Here is a 14,688-nt window from a genome sequence, read left to right as displayed (position 1 = left end):
CGTGTGCGTGGCAACTATGGCCTAATCGCGGCTGGTTCCGGCCGGGTGGAGGCCAATGGCTCGCCGCCCGTCCCGCCGATACTCGCGGGCAGAGCGGCCGGAACAGCGTCATGGGGTTTCTGCGTCGCGAAGTAAGCGTCGATCGCCCCGACCATGGCTTCGGTCACACTAGACTGCCAATCGGCCGATGTCATGAGTTCAAGGTCCTTCGCGCTCGAAAGATAGCCGAGCTCGAACAGCACGGACGGCACGTCCGGCGCCTTCAGCACCTTGAATCCCGCCGATTTGAGCGGCGCCTTGTGCATCCGCGCCGCGTTGGCCACGTTACCCGCCAGGGTCCGGGCGAACTGCGCGGAAAAATTACGGGTCTCGCGCTGGGCAAGGTCGAACAGGATGCCCGCCACGTCCGCCGGCTCCTCGGAAAGGTCGAGGCCGGCGATCATGTCGGCCTTGTTTTCCGAATCGGCGAGCCGCTGCGCCTCGGCGTCGGAGGCGCGGTCGGAGAGGGTGTAGATCGTCGCGCCGCGCACATCGCCGTCGCGCGAGCCGAGCGAATCGGCGTGCAACGAGATGAAGAGCCGCGCGGCGTTCTCGCGGGCGAAGCGCACGCGCTGGCCGAGCGAGACATAGGTGTCCTTGCTGCGCGTCATCAGCACGCGGTAGCGGCCGGTCTTGTCCAGCCGCTCCTGCAACTGCCTCGCAACCGACAGCACGAGCTGCTTCTCGGTGACGCCGAATCCCGAGTTCACCGCGCCGGAATCGATGCCGCCATGACCGGGATCGAGCACGATGACGGGCCGCGTGTCGCCGGCCTCGGCAACCTCCGCCTTCGGCATCTCCGGTTCCTCGGCGCGCCGGACGGGGGTGGCCACCGTCTTCAGGAAGCTCGTGCGGTCCGTCTTCACCAGATCGACGACGAGACGCGCCGGCTGGTCGTCCATCGGCTCCAGTACGAAGGCCTTGTCGATCGTCACCGGAGCGGCGACGTCCATGACGATGCGCGCCTTGCCGGGGGCGAAAAGCCCGAAACGGTAGGCGGAAACCAGTCCCCGCCCCTCCTGCCCGGCCGAGGCCGGCAGCGCGAAGACGACGTCCGGAATGTCGATGACCACGCGGTAGGGATCGGCCAGGGTGAAGGCGCCGAGCGGCACGGAACGGGAAAGATCGACCACCAGCCGCGTACGCTCGCCATCCCCGGCGAGACGGGCATCGCTGGCCACGACCGGCTCGTTGGCACGGGCCGGCGTGGACGACGACAGCCCCGCCGGCAGCAGCAGGAGCGCCGCCAACCAGAGACCGAGCATGCCCGCGCGCACTACCATCCTCGCGTACCGTCTCCCGCGCCGATTCTGCGCCTCGCCCATCCAGAGGAAAGCGACCTTCCTCTACCCGACCCTTCTAACGAAATACGAACGAAGCGTTAACCGTTCCTTGCCTGCCGATTCGTCGTGGCGGCACGGCGTGGCTGCCGGGCAACGGCGACACCGCCCGGATTTCGGTCGGACGCGATCCTTGCCAAATCGGCACGCATGCCGCTATTAAGGGCACGCATATGGTTCGCATTCCGGGTCGCCCGTTGACGTCCGGCTTTCGCGGTCCCTGCGGCGATGGGCGATCCAGCGATGGATGGGCCCGGCACATAGCGACGATTGGGCTCCCCTCAGGAGCGCGTGGCGGTGCCGAATGCGGTCAGGCTTGGCCGCGCGTTGCAGGATCGCGGCTCCGCTCCGTCTCTCCCGGGCCATCGGACGCGGTCTTCACGCGCGAGTTTCAAAATTTCGTGCGCCCGCGATTTTCGACGCCATATGTCTCGAGCCGGATCGCGCGCGGTCGCGGCTTGTCCTGTTCGGTCGAGGAATGGACGGCAGCCTACGATGATGCGTCAGCCGGCGAGTGGGGGTGACATGCGCCACGGGTTTTCCCGTCGCGCACATGCCCGCCGCCCTGTGGCCCCTGCATCGCGTCGGCGCCCCGCATGCGAGGCGCTCCGTCCCTCCCGCCGCATCCCGCTTCCGGTCACCGCTTACAGGCACGGCCTCCGCCGTCCGGCGTCCTCAGGGACGTCGACGCGGCCGCTGCCGCACATGAGAGTTCAATGGCCAACAAGATGCTCATCGACGCCACCCATCCCGAGGAGACTCGGGTCGTGGTGGTGCGCGGCAACCGAGTCGAGGAATTCGACTTCGAGGCCGCCAACCGCAAGCCGCTCCGCGGCAACATCTACCTCGCCAAGGTCACGCGGGTAGAACCCTCCCTCCAGGCCGCCTTCATCGAATATGGCGGCAACCGGCATGGCTTCCTCGCCTTCAGCGAGATCCATCCCGACTATTACCAGATCCCGGTCGCCGACCGGCAGGCGCTGCTCGCCGAGGAAGAACGCCAGCAGCGCAAGGAAGCCGAGGCCGAGGCCGAGGAGAAGCCGAAGGGCCGCTCCCGCCGTAGCCGCGGCGCGGCCAAGGCCACAGCCGGCGACGAGGCCGTCTCCGAGGAGGCTGCCTCCGGCGACGCTCCTGCCAGCGAGGAAGCCGCCGAGGCGGCCCCCGCCCGCCGCTCGCGGCGCCGCCCCTCCTCGGACGATGAGGCCGGCGGCGAGGTCGAGGAAATCGCCGGCGAGGAAGAGGTCGTCGACGAGGTCGGCTCCGACGACGCGCTGGAGGAAGTGCCCGAGCGCGCCGCCCCGCGTGGCCGCGCCCGCACCTACAAGATCCAGGAAGTGATCAAGCGCCGGCAGGTCATGCTGGTGCAGGTCGTGAAGGAAGAGCGCGGCAACAAGGGCGCCGCGCTCACCACCTATCTCTCGCTCGCCGGCCGCTACTCGGTGCTGATGCCCAACACCGCGCGCGGCGGCGGCATCTCCCGCAAGATCACCTCGGCCGAGGACCGCAAGCGGCTGAAGGAGGTCGCCTCCGACCTCGAGGTGCCGGAGGGCATGGGCGTCATCCTGCGCACCGCCGGCGCCAACCGCACCAAGCCGGAGATCAAGCGCGACTTCGAATACCTGCTGCGGCTGTGGGAGAATGTGCGCGAGCTGACGCTCGGCTCCACCGCGCCCTCGCTGGTCTATGAGGAAGGCTCGCTGATCAAGCGCTCGATCCGCGACCTCTACAACAAGGACATCGACGAGGTTCTGGTCGCCGGCGACGAGGGCTATCGCGAGGCCAAGGACTTCATGCGCATGCTCATGCCGAGCCATGCGAAGAACGTGAAGGTCTACAAGGATCTGCAGCCGGTCTTCACCCGATTCGGGGTGGAGAGCCAGCTCGACGCGATGTTCCTGCCGCAGGTGCAGCTCCGCTCCGGCGGCTATCTCGTCATCAACCCGACCGAGGCGCTGGTCTCCATCGACGTGAACTCCGGGCGCTCGACCCGCGAGCACAACATCGAGGACACCGCGCTGAAGACCAATCTGGAGGCCGCCGAGGAGGTGGCCCGCCAGTTGCGCCTGCGCGACCTCGCCGGCCTCGTCGTGATCGACTTCATCGACATGGACGAGAAGCGCAACAACCGGGCGGTCGAGCGCAAGCTCAAGGAATGCCTGAAGAACGACCGCGCGCGCATCCAGCTCGGCCGCATCTCGCATTTCGGCCTGATGGAGATGAGCCGCCAGCGCATCCGCACCGGCGTGCTGGAAAGCTCCACCGAGGTCTGCCCGCACTGCGGCGGCACCGGCCATGTGCGCTCCTCGCCCTCGGTCGCGCTGCAGCTGCTGCGCGCCGCCGAGGACATGCTCCAGCGCTCGAACACGCACAATCTCGTCATCCGCACGCGGACCGAGAACGCGCTCTACGTGCTCAACCACAAGCGCGCGCACCTGCATGAGCTGGAGGAGCGCTTCGGCGTTCTCATCACCATCTCCGCCGATCCGACCCTGACCGGGCTGACGCCCTTCGCCATCGACAAGGGCGAGCCCGTCGCCAATCCGATCCCCCTGCCCCGTCCGCCCGAGGTGGTGATCGAGCCGGAGGACGAGATCGCCATCGCCGAGGATGAGATCGACGAGGAAGAGGTCGAGACCAGCGAGGGCCGCAGCCAGCCGGCCTCCGCCGAGAGCGAGGGCGAGCAGGCTCAGGGCGACGGTGGACGCCGCCGGCGCCGGCGCCGGCGCCGGCGTCGCGGTGGTGGCCAGAACGAGAACGGTCATCGTTCCGCCGACGGCGAGGCTGGCAGCGATGCTGCCGGCATCGAGTTCGAGGACGATGGCGAGGATGGCGAGGCCGATGACGCCGCCGCGGAAGGTCACGAGGCCCCGGCCGAGGTGACGGCCGAAGCGGCTGCCAGCGTGACGAGCGAGGCCGTCGCCGAGGCGCCTGTCGCCGCCGAGCCGGCGGAAGCTCCCGCTGAAGCGGCCGAAGCGCCGGCCGAGGAGGCCCGTCCGCGTCGTGGCCGTCGCGGTGGTCGCCGCACCCGCGCGGAGAAGGCGGCCGACGAGGCGAACCCGGAGAGCGCCGCGGCCGAGAACGCCGAAGCGAGCCCCGAGCCGGCAAGTGCCAAGGCCGCCCGGACGATCAGCACCGTGCGTGAGCCGGCCCCCGTGGCCGTTGCGCCGGAGCCCGAACCGGCGCCGGTCGAGACGCCCAAGCCGCGCCGCCGCCGCTCCACGGTGCGCGAGCCCGCTCCGGTGGTGACCGACGAGACGGTGGCCCCGGCCGCGCCGGAGGCGCCGGCCGCCACGCAGACGGTTGCGGAAGCGCCGGTGGCCCCCGCCGAGGAGCCCGAGGCCGTGACGCCCGCCGCCGTCGAGGCTTCCGCCCCCGCCCCGGCCGATGATCGTCCGCGCCGCACCGGCTGGTGGCAGCGCAAGATCTTCGGTGAGTGAGGTTCCTCACTCCCGGCCCACGATACGGAAACGGCGCCTCGCGGCGCCGTTTTCTTTTTTGGAGCGAGCTCAGCCGGGCTCAGCCCTTGCGCAGGAAGTCGCCGATGCGGTTGACGGCCTGACGCATCTCGTCGGCCGCGCCGGCATAGGACAGGCGCAGATAGTGATGGCCTCGATGCGGGTCGAAATCGACGCCCGGCGTCGCCGCCACCAGCGCCTCGTCGAGCAGCCGCCGGGCAAAGGCCGCCGAATCGTCGGTGAAATGCGAGACATCGGCATAGAGATAGAAAGCGCCGTCGACGGGCAGGAACTCCGGCAGGCCTACCTTGGGCAGGCCTTCCGTCAGGATCAGCCGGTTGACCTCATAGCCGTGCTTCACCGCCTCCATTTCCGCCGCGCCATCGAAGGCGGCCTCGGCGGCGACCTGCGAGAGCGTCGGCACGGAGATCATCAGGTTCTGCTGCAGCCGCTCCACCGCCCGCACCAGCCCCTCGGGCATCACCATCCAGCCGACCCGCCAGCCGGTCATGCAGAAGTACTTCGAGAAGGAATGGATGATCGTCGCGTTCGGGCTGACCGCCGCCGCCGTCGAGGCGGGGAAGGCGTAGTCCAGCCCGTGATAGATCTCGTCGGAGATGAAGCGGATGCCGAGTTCCTCGGCGGTGCGGATGAGCTCGGCCAGCGCCTCCGGGCGCATCATCGTGCCGGTGGGATTGGCCGGGCTCGCCACCAGCACACCCTTGAGCGGCGTCTTGCGATGAGCCTCGATCAGCGCCTCGGGCGTGATCACCCAGCGCGAGGCGGCGTCGGTCTCGATCAGCACCGGCTCGCAGCCGAGCGCCGTGAGGATATGGCGATAGGGCGGATAGCCGGGATTGGCGATCGCCACCCGGTCGCCCGGCTCGAACAGAGCGAGGAAGGCGAACAGGAAGCCGGCGGAGGAACCGGTCGTCACCACCACCCGCGCCGGGTCGAGATCGACCCCGTAGGTCTCGCCGTAATGGCGGGCGATGCGCGCCCTCAGCGAAGGCAGGCCGAGGGCCGTGGTGTAGCCGATGCGGCCGTGGTCGAGCGCGCGGCGCGCCGCCTCGCGTGCCGCGGCCGGAGCCGACGCGGCGGGCTGGCCGACTTCCATGTGGATCACATGCCCGCCGGCCGCCTCGATGCGGGCCGCGCGTTCCATCACGTCCATGACGATGAAGGGCGCGATCTCGCTGCGGCGCGAAGCGCCGGTCAGCGCGGCCGCCGCCGCCAGACGGGGTGACGTGGATGTCGGGTTCATGTTGCCAGACCTTGCCGAACCGCCGTATCTGCGCCGTATTCTCCGGCTCGTCTCGGCTGACGTTCAATAGAAGATGATGAAACCGAGGCTTGACCCTGTTGCCGCAACAGCGTCAGTTCGCCCCGAACTCGCTCGTGTCGATGGATGATGCCTGCACCGCTGCTTGACAACCCCCCGCTTCGGCGAAGCGCCGCCGGTCCCGGCGGTTTCGCCCGCATGGCCGCGCGCGTAGCGCAGGGGCTCGGCCTTCTCGCCGCCGCCACGCTCGCCGGCCCGGCGGCCCAGGCACAGGGGCAAGGCCGGCAGCCCGGAATCATCCGCGACGCGGAAATCGAGACGCTGCTGCGGGATTACACGCGGCCGATCTTCAAGGCCGCCGGCCTGAGCCAGCAGAACATCCAGGTGGTGCTGGTCGGCAGCGACAGCTTCAACGCCTTCGTCGCCGACGGCCGGCGCATCTTCATCAACATCGGTGCGCTGAAGCAGTCCAAGACACCGAACGAGATCATCGGCGTGCTGGCGCACGAGACCGGCCACATCGCTGGCGGCCATCTGGCGAATATGCGCCAGCAGCTCGAAGCCGCGCAGACGGCCTCCATCGTGGCCATGCTGCTGGCGGCTGGCGGCGTGGCGGCCGGCGCCTCCGCTGGCGCCAATATGGGCGGGGCGGCCGCGGGCGCCATCGCCGCGCCGCAGGAGATCATCCGCCGCTCGCTGTTGTCCTACCAGCGCGGGCAGGAAGCCTCCGCCGACCGAGCGGCGGTGACCTACCTCAACGCCACCAAGCAGTCCGCGCGCGGCATGCTGACGACGTTCGAGCGCTTCCAGAACGACCAGATGTTCCTCAGCCAGCGGGTCGATCCCTATGTGCTGAGCCATCCCATGGCCACGGAACGCATCGCGCTCCTGTCCGAGCTGGCGCAGAAGAGCCCCTATTTCGAGACCAAGGACTCGCCGACACTGCAAGCCCGCCACGACATGATGCGCGCCAAGCTCGTCGGCTTCACCCAGCCGCCGGAAGCGGTGAGCCGCGTCTATCCGCGCTCCGACAATTCGCTGCCGGCCCGCTATGCGCGCGCCATCTCCGCCTATCGCTTCGGCGCGGTGCCCGACGCCGTCCGGCAGATCGACGCGCTGATCGCCGAGCAGCCGAACAACGCTTATTTCCACGAGATCAAGGGTCAGGCGCTGCTGGAGGCGGGCCGGGCCCGCGAGGCGGTAGCGCCGCTGCGCCGCGCCGTGGCGCTGTCCGGCGGCAATCCGCTCATCCGCATGCTCCTCGGCCAGGCGCTGGTCGCCACCGACGACAAGTCGACCATGGACGAAGCGGTGCGCGAGCTGAATTTCAGCCTCCAGCGCGAGCCGTCCTCACCGGCGGGCTGGCGCTATCTCGCCATGGCCTATGGCCGCAAGGGCGACATTCCCAATGCCGACCTCGCCTCCGCGCAGTCCGCCTTCATGGGCGGCGACTTCCGCCTCTCGCGCGAGCTGGCGACGCGGGCGCGCAACGGCTTCAAGCTCGGCACGCCCGGATGGCTGAAAGCCGACGACATCGTCAACTACAAGCCGCCCGTCGATCCACGCGCCCGGAAGAAGCCCCCGCCGTAGACGACGCCGGTTCGACCCATGCCGGGGCGGTTGGCCCCCTGCCACGCCCCTTTCCCTCGGAGATACCCATGCCGCCGCTGACCTTCCTTCGCCGTCTCGGACGCGGCGCCATCGCCACCGCGCTCGTCTTCGGCCTCACCGCCGGCGCCAGCCTCACGCCCGCCTCCGCGCTCGACGACGCCCAGCGCCAGGAGTTCGAAGGCGTCATCCGCGATTACCTGCTGAAGAACCCCGAGGTGATCCAGGAAGCGATCATGGAGCTCCAGAAGCGCCAGGCCGCCGCCGAGGCGGGTCAGCGCCAGAAGGCGCTCGCCGAGCTCAAGCCGCTGATCTTCGATTCCCCGCGCGGCGTGGTCGTCGGCAACCCCAAGGGCGACGTCACCCTCGTGGAGTTCTTCGATTACAATTGCGGCTACTGCAAGCGCGCCCTCGGCGACCTCGTCGAGCTGGTCAAGTCCGATCCCAAGCTCAAGGTGGTGTTGAAGGAATTCCCGGTGCTCGGCCCGGGCTCGGTGGAGGCGGCGCGCGTCGCCGTCGCCGTGCGCCTCACCGAACCGGACAAGTACTACGCCTTCCACCAGAAGCTGCTCAGCGATCGCGGTCAGGCCAACAAGGCCAAGGCACTGGAAGCCGCCGCCGACGTCGGCATCGACAAGGCGAAGCTGGAGAAGGCGCTGGCGAACCCGGAGATCGACGCCTCGCTGCAGGAAAGCCTGCAGATCGCCGACGCGCTCGGCATCGACGGCACGCCGAGCTACGTGCTGGGCGACTCGGTCATCGTCGGCGCGGTCGGCCACGACCAGATCCGCGACGCCATCCAGTCCATGCGGTCCTGCGGCAAGACCCAGTGTTGAACGGCATCAAGCCGCCGGGACTACCCGGACACCGGCTGCGCATAACCGGCTGGGGGTTATTCGCCCGCAAAGCACGGCAGGGCTTGGCGTGAGCCAAGCCATTGCCTATAAACCCGCGGCCGTTCCGACACGGGTCGGGCGGCGGCTGGCTTCCTGAGGCGCGATGCCCGATACGGTGCATGTACTCAACGGTCCGAACCTGAACCTGCTCGGCACGCGCGAGCCGGAGGTGTACGGCCGCGCGACGCTGGCCGATGTCGAGGCCGCCTGCCGCGCCGCCTGCGAGCGCCACGGCCTCGGGCTCGTCTTCCGCCAGACCAACCATGAGGGCGAGCTCGTCACCTTCCTTCAGGAAGCGCGCGGCTCGCTGGGCGTCGTTCTCAACGCCGCCGCTTACACCCACACCTCCGTCGCTGTCGCCGACGCCATCAAGGCGGTCGGCCTCAATCTCGTCGAAGTCCACCTGTCCAACGTCTTCGCGCGGGAAGCCTTCCGCCATCATTCATACATTTCGCCGGTCGCCCGTGGGGTGATCTGCGGGCTGGGGATCGACGGCTACCGGCTCGCCATCGACGCGCTCGCCGGCAGTCGAGTGAGCTGAAGGGGAGACGGTGAGCACCGTCACAGGATCATGATGAAAACCAACAAGCCCAACATCGACCCTGCGCTGGTGCGCGAGATCGCCAACTTGCTCTCCGAGAGCGACCTCACCGAAATCGAGGTGCAGCACGAGGATCTCCGCATCCGCGTCGCCCGCGCCGCGCCGACGGTCTACGCCGCGCCGGCCCCGGTGGCCGTGGCCGCACCCGCTCCCATCGCCGCCGCGCCGACCCCGTCCATCGGCGCCGCGCCTGCCGCTGCCGCCGAGGATGTGTCGAAGCACCCCGGTCTCGTCACCTCGCCGATGGTCGGCACCGCCTATCTCGGCCCCGAGCCCGGCGCGAAGTTCTTCGTCGATGTCGGCTCCGTGGTGAAGGAAGGCCAGACGCTCCTCATCGTCGAGGCGATGAAGACCATGAACGCGATCCCCGCTCCCCGCGCGGGCACCGTGACCCGTGTCCTCGTGGAGAATGCGCAGCCGGTCGAGTATGGCGAGCCGCTCCTGATCATCGAGTGAGGTCCGCCTGATGTTCGGCAAGATCCTGATTGCCAATCGCGGCGAGATCGCGCTGCGTGTGCTGCGCGCCTGCAAGGAGCTCGGCATCGCCACCGTCGTGGTGCACTCCACCGCCGACGCCGACGCCATGCACGTCAAGCTCGCCGACGAGAGCGTGTGCATCGGCCCGCCGCCCGCCAAGGACAGCTACCTCAACATCCCGGCCCTCCTCGCCGCCTGCGAGATCACCGGGGCCGAGGCGGTGCATCCGGGCTACGGCTTCCTGTCCGAAAATGCCCGCTTCGCCGAGATCCTCATCGACCACGGCGTGAAGTTCATCGGACCGAAGCCCGAGCATATCCGCATCATGGGCGACAAGATCGAGGCGAAGAAGACCGCCAAGAAGCTCGGCATCCCCTGCGTGCCTGGTTCGGAAGGCGGGGTCTCCACCGACGAGGAAGCGGCCCGTGTCGCCGCCGAGATCGGCTTCCCCGTGCTCATCAAGGCCGCCGCCGGCGGCGGCGGACGCGGCATGAAGGTTGCCCGCTCGCCGGAAGAGCTGTCCACGGCGCTCTCCACGGCCCGCTCGGAAGCGCGCGCCAATTTCGGCGACGATGCGGTCTATATCGAGAAATATCTCGGCACGCCGCGCCACATCGAGATCCAGGTCTTCGGCGATGGTCGCGGTAATGCCGTGCATCTGGGCGAGCGCGACTGCTCGCTGCAGCGCCGGCACCAGAAGGTGCTCGAGGAGGCCCCCTCCCCGGTGATCACGCCGGAACAGCGCGCGCAGATCGGCGAGACCGTCGCCAAGGCGATGCGCGACATGCAGTATCTCGGCGCCGGCACCATCGAGTTCCTCTATGAGAATGGCGAGTTCTATTTCATCGAGATGAACACCCGCATCCAGGTGGAGCATCCGGTGACGGAGGCCATCACCGGCTTCGACCTCATCCGCGAGCAGATCCGCGTGGCCGCCGGCGAGCCCCTTAGCTTCCGCCAGGAAGACGTCGTGCTGAAGGGCCATGCCATCGAGTGCCGGGTGAATGCCGAACATCCGCGCACCTTCCGGCCCTCGCCGGGCAAGCTCGCCTATTGGCACGTGCCGGGCGGCCTCGGCGTGCGCATCGATTCGGCCGTCTATCAGGGCTACGTGATCCCGCCCTATTACGACAGCATGATCGGCAAGCTCATCGTCCACGGCGCCACCCGCGAGGAATGCCTGGCGCGCCTGCGTCGCGCGCTCGACGAGTTCGTCGTGGAAGGCATCGAGACCACGCTGCCGCTGTTCCGCGAGCTGGTCGAGAACGACGACATCAAGCGCGGCGCCTACGACATCCACTGGCTCGAGCACTTCCTCGCGGAAGGCGAGCCGGCAAGTTGAGTCTCCCATGCGCGGCGCCTTCACAGCGCCGCGCATCTCCGCCATGCTGGCGGCATGTCACACCCGCGCGAACATCAGGTCGAGATCACCCCGGAAGTGCTGCTGAAGGCTTATGCCTGCGGCATCTTCCCGATGGCCGAAAGCGCGGACGACCCCGGCCTCTACTGGATCGAGCCCGAGCGGCGCGGCGTCATTCCGCTTGACGGGTTCTCCATTTCGAGCCGGCTCGCGCGCACCGTGCGCTCGGACCGCTTCGAGGTCCGCATCGATCATGACTTCGAGGCGGTGATCGACGGCTGCGCGGCACCCGCCGAAGGGCGCGGCTCCACCTGGATCAACCGGCGCATCCGCAAGCTCTACTGCGATCTCTTCGCGCGCGGCTACTGCCATTCGGTGGAGGCGTGGCAAGATGGCGAGCTGGTCGGCGGGCTCTACGGCGTGCGGCTCGGCCGCGCCTTTTTCGGCGAGAGCATGTTCCACACCGCGCGCGACGCCTCGAAGGTGGCGCTGGTGCATCTCGTGGCGCGGCTGAAGCAGGGCGGCTTCACCCTGCTCGACACGCAGTTCGTCACCGATCATCTCAAGAGCTTCGGCGCCATCGAGGTGCCCCGGCGGCACTATCACCGGCTACTGTCGCAGGCCCTGGCGGATGGCGAGGGCGATTTCTACTGCTGGCCGCCCGGCGAGGCGATCACCGGCGCGCTCTGCTTGCAGTCGGTCAGCCACACGTCATAGATCGGGTGCTCGACGCCGTGCAGGCCCGGGCTGGACGCGAACATCCAGCCACCGAACAACGGCTGCATCTTGCCTTCCAGCGTGATTTCCTGGACCTCGACGAAGCCCGTGGTGTTCTGCTGCTCGGTCTGCGGGCGCGTGTAGCAGGCCCGCGGCGTGATGCGGAGCGCACCGAACTGGACGGTCTCGTTGATCGCAACGTCGAAGCTGATGATGCGGCCAGTGATCTTGTCGAGGCCGGAGAACACGGCGGTCTTGTTCTCGATCTTCTGATCGGGCGGCTGCACCACCTCGATGTCGCCGCTGGGACCGACCGTGGCCTGGCCGGGCACCTCGGGCTGTGTCGGGGCCGGCGCGCGCGGCGCGTCCGCGTCGGGATCCTCCATGATGGAGGGAACGCCGGGACCGCCGGGCGGAGGCGAATCGGGATTGTCGACCGCGCCGGACGGCACGTCGGCCGGCGGCGCCAGCGGCTGCGAATCGACGCCGCCCTGCCAGCCCTGCTGGGCGGCGAGCGGGCCGGCGAGCGCGAGGAGCGCCACGGCCGTCAGGAGCGCAGAACGGAGCGGACCGGCGAACATCGGATAGCCTCGAAAGCCGCGCGCCTCGTCCGGGGCGCGCCACCGGCCAAGATGCGGGGCAATGCGGCGATGTCGGGGCGAGCGGGACACGGGTGCACGATCCCCCGCGCGCCTTGCCGGCGGATGCGATGTCACTCGGGCGTCCAGGCCTTGTAGTCGCCGGTGACGGCCGGGCGGTGACCGAAGCCGAGCGTCGAGCCCGGCGGGTGATAGGCGTTCGCCGTGCCGGTCGGGTTGGGGCGATGCGGCTTCTGCCACTCGCGGGGAACGTAGGTTTCCTCGCTCGGCGGCACATCGGAGCGCTGGTGCATCCAGGCGTGCCAGCCCGGCGGAATGGCGCTCGCCTCGGCATAGCCGTTGAAGATCACCCAGCGGCGCTCGAAGCCGAGCGTCGGGTCGATCTTGCGACCCTTGGTGCGATAGTAGCGATTGCCGAACTCGTCCTCCCCAACGAACTCACCGTAGCGCCACGTGTGGAAACGTGTGCCCATGGTCTGACCCTTCCACCAGGTGAAGGTCTCGGTGATGAAGTCGGAAAGCTTCACGGAATTCGTCCCTGCGCCGGCTTTAAAGCTCGGGCGGAACATGCCACCCGAGCCGCCCGGTGTCCAGCCGCGCGAGCGCCCGCGCGGCGCTTACGCACGATGGAGCGAGGCGCTCAATCGCGGCGGCGGAACTCCGTCGTGTAGTAGGCGAGCGCCAGGGCGATGATGGTGATGCCGGCGATGGTGACGGCGCCCCAGCCGCCCCGTTCGTAGAGCGGGCTCGCCAGCGCCGAGCCGAGGGCGCCGCCAAAGAAGAAGGTCGCGATATAGAGCGCGTTGAGACGCGAGCGGATCTCCGGCGCCAGCATGAAGATGGCCCGCTGCCCGAAGACGAGATTTGCCGTCACCGCGCAGTCCAGCACGATGGCGCCGATGGCGAGCACCACGACCGAGGACATCGCCGCGCCGAGTTCGGTGACGAGGAAGCCGGCGATCGCCAGAAGGAGAGCCACGCCCGTCGCCGCGCGCGAGAAGCCGCGGTCGGCGAACCAGCCGGCCAGCGGCGAGATGACGACGCTCGCCGCCCCGGCGAGCGCGAAGATGGCAATTCCCTGCTGCCCGAGCCCGAATTGCGGCGCCGAGAGCAGCAGCGGCACGGCGGTCCAGAACAGGGTGAAGGCACCGAACATGGTGGCCTGATAGGCGGCGCGCCGGCGCAGCACCGGCTGCGAGCGCATGAGCGGCCAGAGCGAGCCGACGAGCGCGCGATAGGTCGCCTTCCCGCCGGGATGGCGCTGCGGCAGCGCGGCGCGCAGCCCGACGGCCAAAGCCAGCATCGCCAGCGCCGCGATCAGGAACACCGCCCGCCAGCCGAACCAGTGCGCCACCATGGAGGACACCGGCCGGGCGAGCAGGATGCCGGTCATCAGCCCGCTGACCACGCTGCCCACCTTGCGCCCGCGCTCCTCCGGCCGCGCCAGATGCGCCGCGAAGGGCACCGCCACCTGCGCCACCACCGAGCCGATGCCGTAGACCAGCGCGGCGAGCAGGAAGAGCGAAGGTGTGGTGGAGGCGAAGGCGAGGCCAAGACCCGCCGCCGCCGCGAGGATGATGGAGCCGATGAGCCGCCGGTTCTCCAGTATGTCGCCCAGCGGCACCAGCAGCAGGAGCCCCAATATGTAGCCGATCTGGCCGACCGTCACGACGAGGCTCGCCAGCGTCTCGTCGAGGCCGATGTCGTCGGCGATCAGCGCGATGAGCGGCTGGGCGTAGTAGAGATTCGCGGCGCCCAGCCCCGCCGCCAGCGCGAGCAGGAAAAAGGTGAGCGCGCCGGCGGCGGGAGCCGCGTCGGTGGATTGGGTCATGGGATATGGCCGGGGCAAAAATGGCGGAGACACGCCATTTGAGGGCGCGGGGGCCGCCTGTCCAGATGCCGGTAGGTCAGTTCGCGGCCCGCGCATCCCTGCCGTGCGCTCCCGACAGAGGCATGCCCGACATCCCCGTTCTTCACCGCCCCTCCGCGACCACCTGCATTCAGACTGGACTCACGGCGCGAATCCGCGCTCGATTGGAGCTTCGCGGGGTGGCGCGCGAGGACTGGCGTCACCATCTATATTTAGATATTTTTCATCCCTTCCACACTAGAGTTTGTGACGGAAGGTTGACGAAAAAAAGGGAGTCGGCCAGTTTGGCCTCGTCGGACGCAGCGTAGGTTTTGTGCCCGGCATCATCCAGATTGAAGCGGACTCCGTCGTCGGCATGTTGATCCCGGCGGGGCGTTGTGCGTGCCAAAAACAAGCGGGAGCGGAACGGCCGTCAGGTCGATCACGTTGCCGGAAGACAGGCGT

Annotated in this window: 12 protein-coding genes; 7 read left to right on the top strand and 5 right to left on the bottom strand. The window is 68.8% G+C overall.

Annotation, left to right across the window (positions count from 1 at the left end):
* Positions 1-14 precede the first annotated feature (14 nt).
* Entirely contained in the window at positions 15-1,322 is a 1,308-nt protein-coding gene (locus STARVERO_RS04370; RefSeq protein WP_144342940.1) for an N-acetylmuramoyl-L-alanine amidase, read from the bottom strand.
* A 773-nt stretch (positions 1,323-2,095) separates the two neighbouring features.
* On the opposite strand from STARVERO_RS04370, the gene STARVERO_RS04365 reads away from it, so the two are divergent.
* On the top strand, positions 2,096-4,816 hold the full coding sequence (locus STARVERO_RS04365) for an Rne/Rng family ribonuclease (protein ID WP_159598027.1): 2,721 nt from the start codon (positions 2,096-2,098) through the stop codon (positions 4,814-4,816).
* 79 nt (positions 4,817-4,895) lie between these two features.
* Here the strand turns inward: STARVERO_RS04365 and STARVERO_RS04360 are convergent, their stop codons facing one another.
* Positions 4,896-6,098 (bottom strand): pyridoxal phosphate-dependent aminotransferase, encoded by a 1,203-nt coding sequence (locus STARVERO_RS04360; protein ID WP_200837660.1) that lies wholly within the window; start codon positions 6,096-6,098, stop codon positions 4,896-4,898.
* Positions 6,099-6,314: 216 nt separating this feature from the next.
* On the opposite strand from STARVERO_RS04360, the gene STARVERO_RS04355 reads away from it, so the two are divergent.
* The 6 genes from STARVERO_RS04355 (at position 6,315) to aat (ending at position 11,775) form a co-directional block, all read left to right on the top strand.
* On the top strand, positions 6,315-7,706 hold the full coding sequence (locus STARVERO_RS04355; RefSeq protein WP_422802121.1) for a M48 family metalloprotease: 1,392 nt from the start codon (positions 6,315-6,317) through the stop codon (positions 7,704-7,706).
* Positions 7,707-7,774: 68 nt separating this feature from the next.
* A complete protein-coding gene (locus STARVERO_RS04350) occupies positions 7,775-8,560 on the top strand; it encodes a DsbA family protein (protein ID WP_159598025.1) in 786 nt (261 codons plus the stop codon).
* Positions 8,561-8,723: 163 nt separating this feature from the next.
* Positions 8,724-9,161: a type II 3-dehydroquinate dehydratase gene (aroQ, locus tag STARVERO_RS04345; RefSeq protein ID WP_159598024.1), complete on the top strand. Its 438-nt coding sequence runs from the start codon at positions 8,724-8,726 to the stop codon at positions 9,159-9,161.
* Between the two features lie 33 nt (positions 9,162-9,194).
* Positions 9,195-9,677, top strand: coding sequence for an acetyl-CoA carboxylase biotin carboxyl carrier protein (gene accB / locus STARVERO_RS04340; protein ID WP_418655053.1), 483 nt, complete (start codon positions 9,195-9,197; stop codon positions 9,675-9,677).
* A 10-nt stretch (positions 9,678-9,687) separates the two neighbouring features.
* Positions 9,688-11,040 carry an acetyl-CoA carboxylase biotin carboxylase subunit gene (accC, locus tag STARVERO_RS04335; protein ID WP_159598023.1) on the top strand — a complete coding sequence of 451 codons (1,353 nt, stop codon included), beginning with the start codon at positions 9,688-9,690 and terminating at the stop codon, positions 11,038-11,040.
* Positions 11,041-11,094: 54 nt separating this feature from the next.
* Complete coding sequence (gene aat, locus STARVERO_RS04330) at positions 11,095-11,775, top strand: leucyl/phenylalanyl-tRNA--protein transferase (RefSeq protein WP_159598022.1); 681 nt, start codon at positions 11,095-11,097, stop codon at positions 11,773-11,775.
* Here aat and STARVERO_RS23810 read toward each other — a convergent pair.
* From STARVERO_RS23810 to STARVERO_RS04315, 3 genes are all read right to left on the bottom strand, one after another.
* The gene (locus STARVERO_RS23810; protein ID WP_144342948.1) at positions 11,706-12,356 is read right to left on the bottom strand and encodes a DUF2155 domain-containing protein; all 651 of its coding nucleotides are present in this window, start codon (positions 12,354-12,356) and stop codon (positions 11,706-11,708) included. The two genes, aat and STARVERO_RS23810, sit on opposite strands and share 70 nt — an antisense overlap.
* 131 nt (positions 12,357-12,487) lie before the next feature.
* Positions 12,488-12,943, bottom strand: coding sequence for an NADH:ubiquinone oxidoreductase subunit NDUFA12 (locus STARVERO_RS04320; RefSeq protein ID WP_144342949.1), 456 nt, complete (start codon positions 12,941-12,943; stop codon positions 12,488-12,490).
* Between the two features lie 71 nt (positions 12,944-13,014).
* A complete protein-coding gene (locus STARVERO_RS04315; RefSeq protein ID WP_159598021.1) occupies positions 13,015-14,205 on the bottom strand; it encodes an MFS transporter in 1,191 nt (396 codons plus the stop codon).
* Between the last annotated feature and the right edge of the window lie 483 nt (positions 14,206-14,688).

Origin of the sequence: Starkeya nomas (assembly GCF_902703545.1) — a bacterium.
Lineage (GTDB): Bacteria > Pseudomonadota > Alphaproteobacteria > Rhizobiales > Xanthobacteraceae > Ancylobacter > Ancylobacter moscoviensis.
This window is presented reverse-complemented; position numbering and strand designations above follow the sequence as displayed.